This window comes from Serratia sp. Ag1, assembly GCF_000743355.1.
Lineage (GTDB): Bacteria > Pseudomonadota > Gammaproteobacteria > Enterobacterales > Enterobacteriaceae > Chania.
Genome location: NZ_JQEI01000002.1, coordinates 1 through 15413 on the forward strand (window position 1 = coordinate 1; position 15413 = coordinate 15413).

The 15413-nt window shown below is 49.4% G+C and carries 13 protein-coding genes and 2 pseudogenes; 2 read left to right on the forward strand and 13 right to left on the reverse strand.

The genetic code is table 11. The features are described from left to right. Positions 1-150: 150 nt before the first annotated feature. Entirely contained in the window at positions 151-1173 is a 1023-nt protein-coding gene (locus tag IV04_RS00390; RefSeq protein WP_037401708.1) for an IS110 family transposase, read from the reverse strand. A gap of 199 nt (positions 1174-1372) precedes the next feature. On the opposite strand from IV04_RS00390, the pseudogene IV04_RS25935 reads away from it, so the two are divergent. Further along, positions 1373-1477: pseudogene (locus tag IV04_RS25935) on the forward strand (helix-turn-helix domain-containing protein); the annotation flags it as partial. A 126-nt stretch (positions 1478-1603) separates the two neighbouring features. Here the strand turns inward: IV04_RS25935 and IV04_RS00395 are convergent. From IV04_RS00395 to IV04_RS00410, 4 genes are all read right to left on the reverse strand, one after another. Beyond that, a complete protein-coding gene (locus IV04_RS00395) occupies positions 1604-2188 on the reverse strand; it encodes a fimbrial protein (RefSeq protein ID WP_197062185.1) in 585 nt (194 codons plus the stop codon). Between the two features lie 13 nt (positions 2189-2201). Continuing rightward, on the reverse strand, positions 2202-4637 hold the full coding sequence (locus tag IV04_RS00400) for a fimbria/pilus outer membrane usher protein (protein WP_231566295.1): 2436 nt from the start codon (positions 4635-4637) through the stop codon (positions 2202-2204). A gap of 13 nt (positions 4638-4650) precedes the next feature. Then, a complete protein-coding gene (locus IV04_RS00405; protein WP_072010795.1) occupies positions 4651-5349 on the reverse strand; it encodes a fimbria/pilus chaperone family protein in 699 nt (232 codons plus the stop codon). 126 nt (positions 5350-5475) lie between these two features. Continuing rightward, on the reverse strand, positions 5476-6177 hold the full coding sequence (locus IV04_RS00410; protein ID WP_037401705.1) for a DUF1120 domain-containing protein: 702 nt from the start codon (positions 6175-6177) through the stop codon (positions 5476-5478). Positions 6178-6988: 811 nt separating this feature from the next. On the opposite strand from IV04_RS00410, the pseudogene IV04_RS25940 reads away from it, so the two are divergent. Then, a pseudogene (locus tag IV04_RS25940) lies at positions 6989-7311 on the forward strand (IS3 family transposase); the annotation flags it as partial. 15 nt (positions 7312-7326) lie between these two features. Here the strand turns inward: IV04_RS25940 and IV04_RS00415 are convergent. The 8 genes from IV04_RS00415 to IV04_RS00450 form a co-directional block, all read right to left on the reverse strand. Next, complete coding sequence (locus tag IV04_RS00415) at positions 7327-8238, reverse strand: LysR substrate-binding domain-containing protein (protein ID WP_037401702.1); 912 nt, start codon at positions 8236-8238, stop codon at positions 7327-7329. A gap of 271 nt (positions 8239-8509) precedes the next feature. Then, positions 8510-9097, reverse strand: coding sequence for a LuxR C-terminal-related transcriptional regulator (locus IV04_RS00420; RefSeq protein WP_037401699.1), 588 nt, complete (start codon positions 9095-9097; stop codon positions 8510-8512). 121 nt (positions 9098-9218) lie between these two features. After that, positions 9219-10082 (reverse strand): hypothetical protein, encoded by an 864-nt coding sequence (locus IV04_RS00425; protein ID WP_152562771.1) that lies wholly within the window; start codon positions 10080-10082, stop codon positions 9219-9221. A 300-nt stretch (positions 10083-10382) separates the two neighbouring features. Continuing rightward, positions 10383-10904, reverse strand: a complete 522-nt coding sequence (locus IV04_RS00430; RefSeq protein ID WP_152562772.1) for a hypothetical protein — start codon at positions 10902-10904, stop codon at positions 10383-10385. Between the two features lie 16 nt (positions 10905-10920). Next, complete coding sequence (locus tag IV04_RS00435; RefSeq protein ID WP_051916494.1) at positions 10921-11604, reverse strand: hypothetical protein; 684 nt, start codon at positions 11602-11604, stop codon at positions 10921-10923. Next, a complete protein-coding gene (locus IV04_RS00440) occupies positions 11573-12256 on the reverse strand; it encodes a hypothetical protein (RefSeq protein WP_051916541.1) in 684 nt (227 codons plus the stop codon). Before IV04_RS00440 ends, IV04_RS00435 begins: the two co-directional genes overlap by 32 nt. Positions 12257-12310: 54 nt before the next feature. Then, on the reverse strand, positions 12311-14431 hold the full coding sequence (locus IV04_RS00445; protein ID WP_051916496.1) for a TcfC E-set like domain-containing protein: 2121 nt from the start codon (positions 14429-14431) through the stop codon (positions 12311-12313). Between the two features lie 353 nt (positions 14432-14784). Continuing rightward, entirely contained in the window at positions 14785-15282 is a 498-nt protein-coding gene (locus tag IV04_RS00450) for a CS1 type fimbrial major subunit (RefSeq protein ID WP_037401677.1), read from the reverse strand. Positions 15283-15413: the final 131 nt, after the last annotated feature.

A 15413-nucleotide genomic window follows, 5' to 3' on the forward strand; every position in this document is an offset into this window, starting at 1 on the left:
ATTAGGCGGTGTTGTTGACATGATGAACATCCGTACTCTCTGACCTCATTAGTGCCATGGCTTATTACAGCCCTGCTATTTGCCAGGTTCACAGAGAGTCGGTTCTACCTGTCAGTACATCAACTCGTTGGACTTATTAAAATCAGTTAGTTACTTAGCCATGTACGCTGCTTTCTGGTTTATAAGCGCCCAGGCTATTCGGGCATTTTTGTTGGCCAGCGCCACTACGGCTTTGTTGACGCCGCTCCGGGCAATAATACCTTTCAGCCACCGTTGGAGACTGCCACACCGCTCTTCCGGGAGGTTGATGGCCCGGTAAACTACTGAGCGGGCTCCATGGATAAGTAGTCCACGCAGATAACTATCTCCACGTTTTGTTATCCCGAGTAGCCTTACTTTGCCGCCGCTGCTGTACTCTTTCGGAACCAGGCCCAGATAGCTGGCAAAATGCCGGCCATTCTGAAAATCAGTGCTGCCACCCAGGGCCACCGTCAGGGCTGAAGCGCCCAGTGGCCCGATACCGGGTATGCTTTCCAGCCGGAGAGTATCCTCATTTTGCTGGCTAATAAGCGCCAGACGGATATCCAGCTCTTTTAGCCGCTGCTTACAGTCCTGCAGCTCCTGCAACATTTCATGGAACAGCTGCCGACTGAGTGTGGTGAGCTCATTTTCCGCATCCTCCAGGTAATCTGGCAGACAGGCCATAATTTTATGGGCTCCTTCCGGTATGGCGATACCATATTCTAGGCCCAGTCCCCGTATCTGGTTAATCAGCGCGGTTTTGTTTTTCATCAGCCGCTGGCGAACCCGGTGCAGACACTGAATATCCTGTTGTTCGATAGATTTCTCCGGCACGTAGCGCATACCCGGGCGACTGTCAGCTTCTACAATTGCCACAGCATCATTTTTATCGTTTTTACTGCCCATCCTGAAAGGAGCGACATACTGTGGACTGATTTGTCTGACGTCATGCCCGTATTGCCTGAACTGACGGGACCAGTAATTCGCACTGCCGCACGCTTCCATCACAATACGGGATGGAGGCTGCTGAGCAATAAACGCCATCAGTTTTTCACGGGTGATCATTTTGTTTGCTTTCTTCTCGCCCTGCACAGACACGATATTCACCTGAAAAATTCGCTTTGCCAGATCAATTCCGATAATTTGCTCCATTGGACACCTCTTTCATTTTGCTGTTGGCATACACTGACAGCATGGCTCATTGAAGCCGAATGTGGGGAGGTGTCCATTTCATTAGTAAATCCTCCCTTCTTTTTGCTAAGCCAGCTTTTCCAACGGTGCAAAACTGACCCATCCCAACGGTTGAAAATTGATCCAAGGGTTAATCTAATTCTCTGAATACAGGGAGCTTATGATCAATTTTGAGATTCGTATGGAAATTAAAATACTGCACAAACGGGGAATGAGCATCCGGGCTATCGCAAAGAAACCCGATCTTTCACACAACACTGACAGAGGCAGGCAGTACTACTAATAACACCAAAAGACATCCAAACATAAAGATGTCTAGATGTCTTTTGGTGACTCACATGAAACTTATTTATTACACGAGCTACAATGGCGAAAACTCGCAGACCTCACATCACTTCACCAATTCCAATGTCAACGTGGACTCATTCATCTTTCTGGCAGAGACTCTGGCTTCGGCCTCCGGTAGTGTTGGCTCTATTTCCAAACGTGCTGAGAGGGCTTTACCTTTGGCCAACTGCCCATTCAGGACGGCAGCCACCGTTTGTCCTGCCTGTAACACCTGGGCGTCGGTCGGGGTACCGGTTATTATCCCGCTGGGCGTGGTGTTGGCCACCTGCACACTGTGGCCGTCCATTTGCACATCAAACAGGCGAGCCACCGTGCTACCGCGTTCGCCATAACGCAAATCTCCGCGCAGTGCCAGGCGCATAGTCTGGGTGTAGGGGCACACCACGTTCAGCATCAAGATACGTTTGCCGGGGGTCACTGTATTGACCCCAGTGGTAGCGCTTTGCATCTGCCAGCGTGATTGACTGCCATAGTCAATCACGCTGTTGCCGACAGACAGGTTACAACTGCTGTCCATTGGCAACGTTGGTGGCTGAAGTGAGGGATCGCTCACTACGGGGGAAGTGGCACACACGGCCTGGCTGAGCAACACCCCCATTAACAGGACGATATAACCTATTTTCATCATAAAACTCCTGTGATTAGCGGCATTTGACGGTTGCAGTTTCATACAATTCATTTTGCTGGCTCTTTTCTGGCAGCGTGAGCTTCAGGCGGCAAATAGTCTTACCTGAGTTCTGTACCTCAAGCGTCATGTCGTTGGCTGCATCAGGAATAAACAGGCTGCCTTTTTCACCCACGACGGTGACAAAATTACCTGCGCTATCAAATACGCTGGCACCGTACGGTAACGGTCGCCCCTGTGTATCTTGCGCCTCAACCAGTACCCGGCGGGTACGCACCACATCAAAATTGAAGTAACTGACCGAACCGCGAGCGGCTTCGGTTTCCTGCAAGGCGTTATCAATATCGACATTTTTACCTAGGCTACGGGTATCCACCTGCACGGCGGAACGCTTGAAGCCATTCAGTGTGGGTATTACCGCGTAGCCACGGCGGTCGGTCCAGGTCGGGCCAGCAGGAGTCTCTATGCGTACACCCGCTTCATCACCAATTTTGGCAATGCCAAAGGTATCGCCAACGTTGTAAGGCGACAGCGTGACGCCGCCATGGTGCGCAACTATTCCGCCCGTGGCACGTGCCGACCAGGTGGTGATGTTGTCAGAACGGTGGGTAAGACCGCCGCTGAACTGGCTAATGGGTGTGACCATGTCGAGAGTGGCACCAGTTGACGTACTCTGGTTGCTGAAGTCGCGCTCACTCATCAGGCTCCAGCCACGGTCCTGGCTGGAACGATCGCTATAGCGTATCCCGGCCCGGCTGCCGTTGCTGGCACTGTTGACATAGCTGCTGATGCTGCGGCTGCCAAATGGTATATTGACCGTCAGGTAGGCACGGTTTTCAGCCTCGGTTGTACGGCTACCGGTACTGTGCTCCAAGCTGGCACCAACAAAGACGCTAGCGATCTGTTTGCTCCATCCGCTACGTACGTAATCGGTGTGGTCGCTATCAAAGGTGTTGGTCCGTACCCAAGAGAGTGACAGGCTGCCGATTGATTCCTGCGCCCAACTCAAACCACCACCAAACTGATTGCGGTTTCTTGCCGAGTTATCCTGCGATTCAGCCTGCAAGGCGTCACTCAGTTCGCGGTAGCCACTCGTTTGCTGGCTGGCATTGGCATTCACCGACACCCGTTCGGTGATGCTACGGTTAAATGACGCAACAATTGAGGCACCGTTTTTACTGTGTTTTTCATCCTGCGCCAACGTGGTCTGTAATGACAACTGCGTTTCATCAAAAGGCTGCGTATCTAGCCTGAGCGCGCCAGCACGGTAGGGGGATGAACCTAGCACACCGGCATTCAGCGCCGTATGCGGTGTCAGTTGCCAGCCGGTGGCGGCGGTGGCCAATAGGGGGGATTCACTACTGCCTTGCTGGTCCAGCTTACCGGCACCGAAGGAGAGACCCGGTGCGACGGCTGTCCCATTGAGCAGGAAGGCTGAGGCTGGCACAGTAAACTGGCGTTTTTCACCCGAACTGCCGGTAATGGCGACGTCAAGATCGGTACGGGTATTGAGTAACGAGAACCCTTGCAGGCGGAAAGGCCCGGCAGGCACTGTGGTACTGTAAATCAACGCGCCCGACTGACGAACTTCTACTACCGACTGGCTGTCGGCAATGCCTTCAACCAGCCCAGCACCGCCGCGGTTACCGACCAATGCTGCTTCAGGGAACATCTGGAAACCCAGCACTTGACCCGTACCGAACAGCGAGTTGGAGAGGCTAACCTGCCCGGCCTGCAGCACTTTTTTGATATCGGTGAAGCTGCGTTGCGCGTAGGCACCCTGATGCTGCACGCTGTTTTTGCTGTTAAAGCGGGTGAAGGTCTGGCGGCTGCGTATGATCCAGTCACTGAAATTAAACCCGGCTTCAGTACCGAGTTGCATAAAATTGATGCCTGCCGTAGAACCGGCAGAATCCATATATTGTGCCTGGTAATTGAGCATGCCGGCAAAGCCACCGTGATTCCAGTTACCACTCTCGCTGCCCGGAGCCGCAACCGCCTGTGGCGGTAGTACCAGAGCAACACGTTCTTCACCCGGATTGAGATTCAGTTCAGTCTGCGGCCAGGCGCTTTTCAAATCGAAACAGGGGGCGCTTTCAGTAAAGCCGGGTGGAACCAGGATCCCTGCCTGTTTCTGAAAAGCCTGATCGGCACACAAATGGCCTTCACTGTCAAAGCGAGCCTGTACTTTACCGCGACTGCTGCCGTTTACGCTCAGAGTGACCGTGGTTTCACCGGGCATAAAGCGTGGTGCATTACGGAACAGCTCGGCCACTTTGGGGTCTATTCCGCTGCTCTTCATAGCTTGCACGTCGAATTCAACATCATCCATAGGCTTGGCGTCCGTATCGGCCAAAGCCAGCGGAGGAATAGCCAGTGCGCTAAGCAGTGCTAACGAGAGTGCTGAGCGAGCAGGGTGGCGGCTAGACGTATGATGAAGTTTGTATTGCACCAGTAATATCCTGTTATTTGCTCAGTGGAGCATCGTAGCTGTTGACGGTATAGCCCCAGGTAGTGGCCGGAGAGATGCGTACTTGTTGGGCCACACCAGCTTTTTTATTCCCGTCTGGAGTGAGTGTCAGAGTCTGGCCCGGCAAGACGTAAGTATTTGGCAGAGTCCAATTGGTGTTATCCGGCAGAGTCTGAACACTCTGACCCAGGCGCACCACATAAGGTGACGGATTGTTAACCACCATGCTGTTGCCGTTCAATTTCCAGGTCAGGCGTTTCCAGGGCGCCAAGTCTTTTTCCAGCCCGGCAGGGCGGATAATCACCGGCAGATTCTGGCGCACGGTCATACGCAATTCGCTCTTGCCTTTCTGCTGTGGCGGAACGCCTTCAAAGATGACGCGTTTCAAACGTTCGGTTTTCAACGGCGTCTTGCTGGTCATGATAAAGCGCACGCGCTGGCTCTTGCCTGGTTCGACACGTGCCGCCGGTGGCGTGACGGTTAACAGGATTTCGGTGTCATCTTTGGTATTTTCCAGCGTGGTGACTAGCAACACTGGGAAGGTATCGGTATTTTTGACATTGATAGCACTTTCACCATCACCCTGATCAACAATCACCACCGAGGATTCCGGTACCATGCCGGTAGCATGGGCACCCACCGATGCCAACAGCAGGGCAATAACACTGGTTTTGAAAAGAGAGACAGAAGTCATGATTTTTCACCTTTCAGCTTAATCGTAGGGGAAGAGTAAAATCAGGGGTTAAGGTAACCCCTGATTTACAGACTGGATCGGAACACTGATCAAAAGCTGGGGAGGGTCCGCAGCTTGATAGATAAATTATAGGTACACCAGCTCAAGTGTGGTCAGGCCATCCAGAACAACCGGTTTGGTCAGGTCCAGCTCAGAGGCCTTGTTGATATATGCCTGAACGCCCAGTTTGCCCGCCAGAGTGGTGAAAGCGATTGGAGTAGTGGTGCCTGTTTTGGCCCAAGAGGAATAACGTTTGTTTTCTATGCTAGTAAACAGGTTGCCAAAAAGAGTACTTCCCCACGAAGTGGTATTGCTATTTGATATAATAGAATCTACTGCAACGCCATCAGCGGTCATGGTACCTGCAGCCAGTCGGATAGCATAACCGCCGATGCCTTTTGTCCCATCCAGACCCAGGCCGACAGTAGCAGTGCTTCCAGTACTACCGAAGATTCCAGGAATACTAGCTATCTCTGTCAGTGTGCCATCAGTTTTGACTGCACTCGCCCCACGTTGTGAGTGTGCAGTAATGGCCACTTTAGCCGGGGCATCACAGTTGATGGCGAAATCCAACTGCTTTTCTGGCAATACGGTAAAAGCATCGGTAGTCAGGGCAGTAGGTTTGATAGTGCCGTAGTCGACAGTGCCTCCACCGGAGAGGGTTGGGGTGCAAGCTGCTGGGTCGATGGTACCGATAACACGCACATCGATGCTTCCAGCCAATACAGGCAGAGAAGTGGTAGCCAATACAGCCAGTGCACAAACGGTTTTTTGCAGGTGATTCAACATTTATACTTACCTTTATTACATCTATAGTTTTTACATTACCGTCGAGGGCTTCTTATTGAAGTCTATAATCTACGGCAATGCTGTTTCAGACCCCTAAGGGTACTTATTCAGGTTTTCTGGTATTATCTTGACACCAAAATACCGAATGATTTTATCGACAAATTCACTCATTAATTTGCCTTGCAAAATTTATTTATTTCTTGCAACACCCCGAAAAATTGAGCGTGCAAATCATGCGACTATTAAATCGCCAGTAAATTAATCTAACCTGTTCAATATGTATAATTAGCATGTGCAGCACTACCGACATGGCTATTAACTTGAATTTTTTGTGGTTATATAATGAAACGTAGAGTTACTTTCCCTAAAATCCAAAAAAACCTTGCTATACTTAATGTAATGAAAACTATCTTTCTACTATATATAGCGGAATATTGTGAGCAGTATATACATACAATAACTCTTCGTTACTCATGCGATTACTATAAGATTTTTCTATTGACTTGTGAAGATTATATTTTTTTATCAACGATAAAAAAAACGCTTTTTGATAAATATCCTTTGTGAAGGAAAAATAAAAAGAGTTTCACCAAAAATGCTTAACCAACTGTTTTTTATATATTTAATGAGCTTCTCTCTACTTTTTTGCATATCTATATCATAGTGTCAGAAAAAATAAATAATCAAAAAATAGTTTTATAATCTTCGCTGTTTTCGAAACCTACATCAGCCGTGCCACTTATCGCTCAGAAACTGACTCATCATGATAGCGCCTGTCGCCCGCAACGGCCGGTATGCCTAGCGTTTACATCAACATCAGATAACCCCATGCCAGCAGTTCCGTCTTATCTGCAATGCCGTTCGAAAAACATTCAGTGATGCAAAACAGCGGTATGGTAAGCCGCGTCTTACTGATGAGCTTCTGGCGTACAACGTCAAAACCATCGCAGGCGTCAAGGGTTGCACGTAAAGGCTTCGCGCTGGTTCAGCTCGGTCAGTTACCGCAGACATGGCCTACCGGTGTCTGAAAACTTGCTGAAGCAGGACTTTACCGCCAATGGACCGAATCAGAAGTGGGACAGGTCAAATACCACGCCAGCAATACGCACTTATTTAGCTATAACATACAATCTTATTATTTCAATATAATCAACCCCAAGTGTAACTCCTACACTCCCAGTGAAGTTGATCTATAAAATTCCTGGCGACCAGCGTTAGTGGTAGACGCTGGGAGTAGATAAAACTGTAGGTTGCCTCTGGCAGAACCTCATTAATTGGTATCATACACAAGTGTTCACTCAAATAAGGCACCTTAAGCATTTCTTTGGAGGCGACCGTCAAGAAGTCAGCTTCCAGTATCATTTGTAATCCTGCGGTGAGAGAGTCACCTCGAATAATAGTCTGCTGCCCCTCACCATCAGGAAACAAGACCTTTTCTAACTTACTGTAGTGGCCTTGATTTGAAGCAGGCAAATACCAGCCTGCGCCTCCAAGCTGTTTTATTGAACGAGAACTCCTCAACGGATGTCCTCGCCGAGCTAATATACAGAATGCAGTGCTGAAAAACGGTTCTTCAATAAACTCACTCACTGAAATATTATCGGAGATGATACCAATAGCAAAGTCCAGTTTACCTGAGCGCACTCCAGACAACAATTCAAGATATTGCCCCTCGGCAAGATGAATGTTAACCAGTGGGAACTTTTTCTGAAACCGTTTTATTGCCAAGGGTAACATAGTGAAAAATGGTAAGGCAGAACTCCCTAATACAACCTTCCCTTTCGATGAATAGCTTATGTGTGCGACTGCATCTACCGCACGCTCCAGTTCACCCAATATTAAATGAATACGGGGTTCTAACAATTTGCCAGCTTCAGTAAGCACAACCCCACCAGGGCCGCGCACCATGAGTGACGTTCCCATCGCCCTTTCAAGCTCATTGATTGAACGTGTCAAGGCAGGTTGGGTTTGATTCAAGACTTTCGCGGCCGCACGAAAACTGCCATATTGTATAATTGACTGGAATACTTGCAGGTGACTCGATTTTGGTAAGTTTTTCATGAGTGAATTATTTATCTAAAAGATTATTCCATTAAAGTTTTTACTTTTCCAGGTTAAACAAGATAAATCTTATTACTTGACCTGTTTATTCCAACACCCTTTTTAAATAAGTGTTTGATTTGCAATTAACTTTGAATTATAAGCGTGCTAATTTATTCATTTTAATAAAAATAATTTACAAAAATTTTTAAAAAAATCAATAAAGAGATACCCCCCTATAATTCATCTTGTAACCGTACTAAGTTGACGTTGAGATGGTTATCATGCCTAACTATATAAATAGTGAATGCCATGTTCTAACCCCCATTTTTTTGAGGGCTGAGCGTTTATGGTGACTCACTGTTTTATAATTTAGCTTCAAATGATTTGCTATTGCAGTCGGCGTTTTTCCGCTCAACAGCATATTTAACACCATCAACTCACGCGTTGAGAGCAATACGCTAGTTTTATTATTAAATTCATTTTTCTTTTCGGTTGCTAAAAATGCCTTTAAGCGCTCTTGAAACTCATCTAAGGGAGCTGAAGCATCCAGAATAGCGTTGATTTCATTGATTCCGGAGAAGTACTCCATCAGAGGGTCACTTTTATCCATCATGAGTAACACTTTAGCTTTGTGATGTATCTTGGATAAGTTTTTTATTAATTTAATAAGTGGCACAGGATTATATTCATTATGACTCAATGTTAAGAAAATAATATCAGCCGCCAGCAAGAAACCAAAACAACCCTCACAATCCCTTACATCCCCCACATTGATAATAATATCAAATGGTTCATGTAATGATGTGTTTTCCAGCAACACCTCCAACCCTGTCGAAGTGAAATAACAAGGGCATTGCAATACGACTTTTTTCTTCATGATAACTTATAAAACACGCTCATTCGCTCCATGTTCAGATGGAGAAATCCAACAAACTTTAAGATGCAAATAGGTGATTACTGGCTGCAACTCATCACCTGAACTCTATCAAGTATGATATTTATGCTTTCGGAGTAATAATAAAACTCACCGTGTCGCTATGTACACCTGCGCGGGTCGATGCATTCCTGAACAAGTTTATTTTTGGAGTCCAGCACATTTCGCTACGTTTATCCACACCACTTGCCGCTTGCGACAAGGCGATATATTTGGTGGTGCCCGCCGGGAAGTCAAAATTATTGCCCGTCACACCATCATTGCTCACCAGTTGCAGGTTATAGAATAAGGAACTGTTGTTCGCCCCCTGCACCGTGTATAGATTCCGTCCCCCTTGAGTGCTGCTACTGTTGGTGACGCCCAAGGCATAGGTGTTGTTCTTCACCCCAGCTGTCGCATAGCTGATACACAGGTTGTTGTTGCTAATATTGTTAATCGAGGCCGCATGACCTGGCCCGGCAACAGCAACGTCAGGTACACTCGCCACATCTACCGTTCCTAAATCCCATACGGCAGATTTAAGAGTAAATGACGGTTCTGTCGGGAAGACTTCGTCAACCGGAGGTAACGGAACAGGAGTATTGTCGCCAGTATCATTAATACACCTATCTTTGGTTACCCATACATACCAATATGACTCATTAGCTTGCTCCTGCTTTATATTGGCATATGATATAAACAACGCCGGATAGGCATTGTCCCATAGTACTTTGAAATCAACGCTAATCATTGAGGAACCTTTAATAACATTAGGAGTAGCCGCATTGGGATTTTTTCCAACTATGTTTGATGCAAGGTTATCAACTGTAATAGAGCTTGGGATACTCGATTTTACATTACTGAATTCAACATCGGCGTAAGTACCTGGCTGAAGGAAACCACCTGCAAATTGATTGGGTCGCTTTGCTTTGTTATTGGCATCTATCAACGGAATTACCCCCCTGAACCTGTTGTCCGCTGTATTAGAGGAGCACCCAGAACATGGTGTTATTACATAGATGAAGGTTGCCCGCCATTGATTGGGACCTATATTGCTAATACTACACCCCGTTATAGATGGGTCATACTGATAGGCCAGTACAGGGGTGGCAAACGCCAGCAAAACCCCTGCCAACCAACGGGTAAAATGGGATATTATCTTCATACGTTCCTTTCACGCATTACACGTAAATTTTCCATTAATTCTGCTTGGCAAGGGGTTGAATAAGCTCCTTGCCGATGGTTTATTTCAGATCTTCACTTCGAACAACAACACCAGTTTGCCGACGTAGTTACCGGATATCTTGCCCAGTACGCCCATCGGCTGGCGTGCCGACACCGATAGCAGATAGCTGCCCGTTGAGGTGTCACCCACCAGCGCCGGGTTGCTGAAATCCACTGGCGTGACACCCAGTGATTGCAGCGTGGTGGCACTGCTGCCAAACCCCACCTGTTCAGTGGTAAATGTCAGTGAGGCATCGTTCTCATGGGTCAGCACCAGTGGGTCAACCAGCGACACCCTAAAATTTCGTTCGTTGCGGATACTCACCTGTACCGGCACCTGAGCCTGATAGCGGGTGATGTCACTGCCTGCACTGTTGCTCAGTATCAATTGGTCGTACCAGCCCCCGCCGGGTTTCTCCACCGTCAGTTGCGGTTGACTGGTCAGGGTAATACTGACCGGCACGCCCCCCAATGCGGTATCTGCCGCACTGGCAATGCCTCCCCACAGCAGCAACACCGTGCCTGCTACCTGTTGCCACATCCTCATCTGTTCACTCCTGTCATCATTTTCTGCCTGGTCCGCACTGCAGGCTGAAAGCCTTGCCTTGTGCCTTACCGCTCAGGCTTCGTGCCGCCGTCTGGCGAGGCGTGTCTGGATACACATTGAAGTCTTCCACACTGCCACCATTCAGTTTCAGTTCGCTGAATTCCACCCGTACCGTGCCGGTCGCCTCCAGTCGGATGCCCGCCGCTTCACAGCGATGCTGCCAGCTGGCAATCTGCTTGATGGGCAACTGTCGTACCAATCCATTGAACCCCAGATTAACCAGCATCACGCTGTCATGGGTGCCGCTGAGACTGGCCCTCTGTTGCGGGAGCACCGATAAGCGATACACCTTTTCCCTCTCAGGTTGCTTTAGCGCTTTCAACTGCACTGGCTTTTCCTGACGTGGTCCCAGTGACAACTTAAATGGTGTGGCATACAGATAAGGGTCTTTAATCAGGCCTGACGGAATCGTTTGCTCATCCTCCGGTGCTACACCTGGGTTGGTTATCTGCGATAACTGAATGTTGACAAACTGCGGGGTATCACCGGTATTGCTAACCCGAACCACCGCCTGTTCATCCTGCATCACCATCACTTTCGGGCTGATGTCAATCAGCGCCTGGGTGGCTCCCCAAGGCAGGGCACACAGCACCCCCCCAAGGCGGACTTTATTCGCAACGCACATCAAACGGCTGGCCATCGGCGTTTCCTTTCAGGGCTTTCACCGGGAACACGCGCGCAGTCCCCGGAAACACTTTTTGCTCGGCAGGCATGCTGCCCGCCGGGGTAACCTGCAAATCGCGGAACAGGCTGCTCACGTTGCCCGTCGCGGTCAGTTGCAACCCGCCAGGGGTGCACTGGTGAGTCCAACCGTGGGTTTGCGCACCACTCGGGGGCAGATGATGAACCACCACACCATAGGCCACACCAAAGGTGATCGGCGCATTGATTTTATCTTTGCTGTCCTCCCCCACCACCTTGATACTGGACACCGGGACAATATACAGCCGATAGATTGTCTCTTTGACCGGGGCTTTCAACGCCACCAGATTGATATCCCGCTTCTGCCCTGGCCCCAGTGTCAGTTTGGCCGGGTTGGCCATCATCTCCGGTTGGGCAATATCGCCAATCGCAGTTTTGCGCTCCGGGGTTTCACCCGGGTTTTCAATACGCACCAGATCTACTTTCAGATACAGCGGTTTATCGCCCAGGTTGCTCACCTGCACGGTACGCGGTTGCTGACCTTCGACGGTGCTGCGTGCTGGCATCACCATCAGTTGACCATCGGCCTGTGCCAACTGGCTCAACGCCATCAGGCCTGCCGTCAGGATGAATTGAGTGATTGTGCTCATTTTTTTCATCATTTTGCCCATATTCAATAAGTGGGGAATAACGTGACGCTGTTCTCAACCTGCCACGCATGTGTAGTAATTGCCGTTTGGCTGACTCAGGTCACAGCGATAGCGCCCCTGTTTGCTTTCGAGCATCACCTCTTTCAAGATAGTGGAGGATGCCACTGAGAACAGACCGTTCGGGTAGACAATATCACCCGTGTCTTTCAGCGTTCCGCTGACCGGATTACCCTGGCGATCCACCATAAAGCCGTTGTACAACAGGTTCATGGCCACCTCGGCTTTCACCGGGTACACCTGTCCCGGATGGGCGCGCACCACGTTGGCCGGCAGGCGGATATTCATGTCCATGCTAGCGTCTACCGTCTGGGCACGAGCAAAGGTCAGGTCCTGATAGCTGGCCAACGGTACGGCATAGGTGCTACCGCTGCCCACCGGGTTGCCTTCCACCTTGAAACCGTATTTGGCCTCGCCCAGTTTTGGTGTAGTAACCAGCATCGCGGCACCGCTCGGGCTGGTGCGCCCCAACGCAATCCCGTCTTTACTCGCCGCCAGCATGCCGTTGTAGTTGAAGCTGCCGCTGGTGATATGGTTGTCGATCCCGACGCGTACAGAAGCATCCCCACGGGTGCCGCTGCGGCGGGCATTCAGCCCCACCGCATTGCTGCGGCCAATTTCACTGAAGTCCACGCCCGCATAGCTAGTACCGGTGCTGTCTTCAAACTCGCGGGTATAGCTGCCGCCGGTGTGCAGTTTGCCGTTGTTATAGGCGGCGTTCAGTGTGCCAGTGTTGCGATCCAGCATGATGGTGGTATTCAGATACAGCCCGTAGTTATTGCTGCTGTTGTTATACCCGCCTTTTTGTACCCCGGTAGAGATCACCGCCCAGACGCCGTTCCCACGCCAGTTCCAGTTGCTTTGTAACTGGTGACGCTCGCTGTTGCCGTAGTTGCTGTAGTTGTAACCCAAGCGGGTGGGACCAAACTGGCGGCTGTAACCCAGCGAGGTGCTATTAGCGGCCTGGTTAAATTCAGACACCGAGGTATTCTGGTACTGCGAAACCGTCAGGCTACCCAGTTGCTGGTGACTCGCGCTCAGGCTGGCATATCCCCCGACGCGCTTCTCCCCCGCCATGACTCCCACGGTCGGCGTCACATCCACCTCGGCAACCTGCATGGGCCGGGTGAGGTTATGCTCCATCGCCCAGGTATTACCGCTACCTTTGAGCAATGCACTGCTGACGGCAAACCAGTTGGTCTGGAAACTGGCTCCCGCACTGAGGAGGTTCTGCAAGCTGTCTTGCGCTTTACCCAGCGTCAGGTACCAACCGGTACCCTCACCGTAGTTAATATTGGCAATCTGCTGGCTCTCGGTACTCACGGTCTGCCCACTGCGGTTGACCAGACGAACTTCCACGCTGTAGAAACCGCCAGGCAACTGATTGTAGTCAATCTCGTTACGGCCAATCACCGCAGGCACGCGGCGGATCAGCCGCCCATCGCGATAGAACTCGTAATCACCGTCGGCGGTGGCAAACAACACCATTTTGCCGGCAGACTGGTTATCTCGCTTCAGGTTGTCCTGGCTGCCCAGAGTGACAAACTGATCAAAGCTTGGACTGAGCGAGGTGCTGACACTGCCTGCGGCAAAGTCGCGGCTGTCCTGCCTTCCGCTGCGCAAATACGTGGTGGCAAAGTTCTTCTGCAGATACCAGGTACTGACCCCTTGGTCAGTCGTATGGGTATCAAAGTTCTGGCTGTCGTTGTAATACCAGTTCAGGTAGCCGTAGCTCTGCGCAGGCAGGCCAAGATACCCCTGACCGAAGGCCGACACGGCCCGGTATTCATTGGAGGCGGTTCGCACATCCAATGCCTGGTTGTGAACAAAACCCATCATGGTCTGGGGTTGCACATAACGCTGGTTGCCATCGGTGATGGTCAGCGATTGCTTCACCTTGTCCAGTGAGACCGTCTGACCATTGATGGTGTAGTCGCAACCGTTCGGACAGACCGCATAAGGAATTTGCGACAATATTTTATTCAGTAGTGTGACCTGTTCAGCTGAAATACCGTTCTGGCGATACAACGCCTCATCAAAAGCCAGACGGTTTTTCTGCGCAGACCAACTGATGGGCCCTGGTAATGGTTTATTGTCCAGAGTCGCCAGAAATTGCATGGACGTATCCTGCTCTATCTCGGAAAACCCGGCGGGTACCTGATATTCAATCTGAGTCCCCTCAGCATAGACAACTGCCGAGGGTGTCAGTAATAACAAACCTGTTGTCCATCCATAGATAATTCTGCCCATCTCAAACTTGTTCCGCATGTTAAGAAAATAGAGAACTGATTAATTATTAATTTTTTTAACGCATTTAATAATTAATCAGTTACTTTTAAAAAGATGGCCTGCCACAATAAAAAATAGAGTTACCTTCACTCAGGAAAAATAAAACCAAGAATAGGGCTATTTTAAATAGCCCTATTCTTTACCACATGAAAGTCGTTAGTTAACGTATTTCAAGACAGGTATTAGAGTTTTGGCTCAAATAACATCACCAGATCACCCTGGTATGCACCATTGGTGGAACCGGTTGCATTGGTTGGTGCTTTGGCGCTGATTTTCAAAGTATAAGTATTATCATACCCGCCATTCATTGGCGTAGTCTGCTTCACATTCAGCGCTGTACCTTGAACGACTGGCTTGCCCGCGAAATTGATAGCGACGTTAGAGAGTTCAGCACCATCAGCACGGCTAACGGTCAGCGGTTGAACCAGAGACACGTTGACTTCGTTGTCAGTGGTGTAAACACGTACTGGCAGGTCGTTAGAAGCAAACTCAGTCTGGGTGTAGTCCTTGGCGAACAATTCTTCTTTATCATACCAGGTGCTGCCGTCTGGCTTGGAGACAAAGATAGCATCGTTAATGTTGGCTACGATGGTGATCTCTTTTTTCACGCCTTGAGCAGCATGAGCCATACCAGTAGACAAAACAGCGGCAGCGACAACAGACAGAAGAATCTTTTTCATTATTACTTTCCTTTCGATTAATACAACGCTCTTAATCATTAAGAAACGTTCCTGGGGTTTAATCCTCAATATTGAATAGAATGAAAAATAGCCAATAAAAATAGGATTATTTCACATTAACTCAATAAGAA

Coding starts and splice junctions, on each gene's coding strand:
- IV04_RS00390 (WP_037401708.1), bottom strand. CDS start 1,173: ATGGAGCAAATTATCGGAATTGATCTGGCAAAGCGAATTTTTCAGGTG.
- IV04_RS00395 (WP_197062185.1), bottom strand. CDS start 2,188: ATGATGAAAATAGGTTATATCGTCCTGTTAATGGGGGTGTTGCTCAGC.
- IV04_RS00405 (WP_072010795.1), bottom strand. CDS start 5,349: ATGACTTCTGTCTCTCTTTTCAAAACCAGTGTTATTGCCCTGCTGTTG.
- IV04_RS00410 (WP_037401705.1), bottom strand. CDS start 6,177: ATGTTGAATCACCTGCAAAAAACCGTTTGTGCACTGGCTGTATTGGCT.
- IV04_RS00415 (WP_037401702.1), bottom strand. CDS start 8,238: ATGAAAAACTTACCAAAATCGAGTCACCTGCAAGTATTCCAGTCAATT.
- IV04_RS00420 (WP_037401699.1), bottom strand. CDS start 9,097: ATGAAGAAAAAAGTCGTATTGCAATGCCCTTGTTATTTCACTTCGACA.
- IV04_RS00430 (WP_152562772.1), bottom strand. CDS start 10,904: ATGAGGATGTGGCAACAGGTAGCAGGCACGGTGTTGCTGCTGTGGGGA.
- IV04_RS00435 (WP_051916494.1), bottom strand. CDS start 11,604: ATGGCCAGCCGTTTGATGTGCGTTGCGAATAAAGTCCGCCTTGGGGGG.
- IV04_RS00440 (WP_051916541.1), bottom strand. CDS start 12,256: ATGAGCACAATCACTCAATTCATCCTGACGGCAGGCCTGATGGCGTTG.
- IV04_RS00445 (WP_051916496.1), bottom strand. CDS start 14,431: ATGCAATTTCTGGCGACTCTGGACAATAAACCATTACCAGGGCCCATC.
- IV04_RS00450 (WP_037401677.1), bottom strand. CDS start 15,282: ATGAAAAAGATTCTTCTGTCTGTTGTCGCTGCCGCTGTTTTGTCTACT.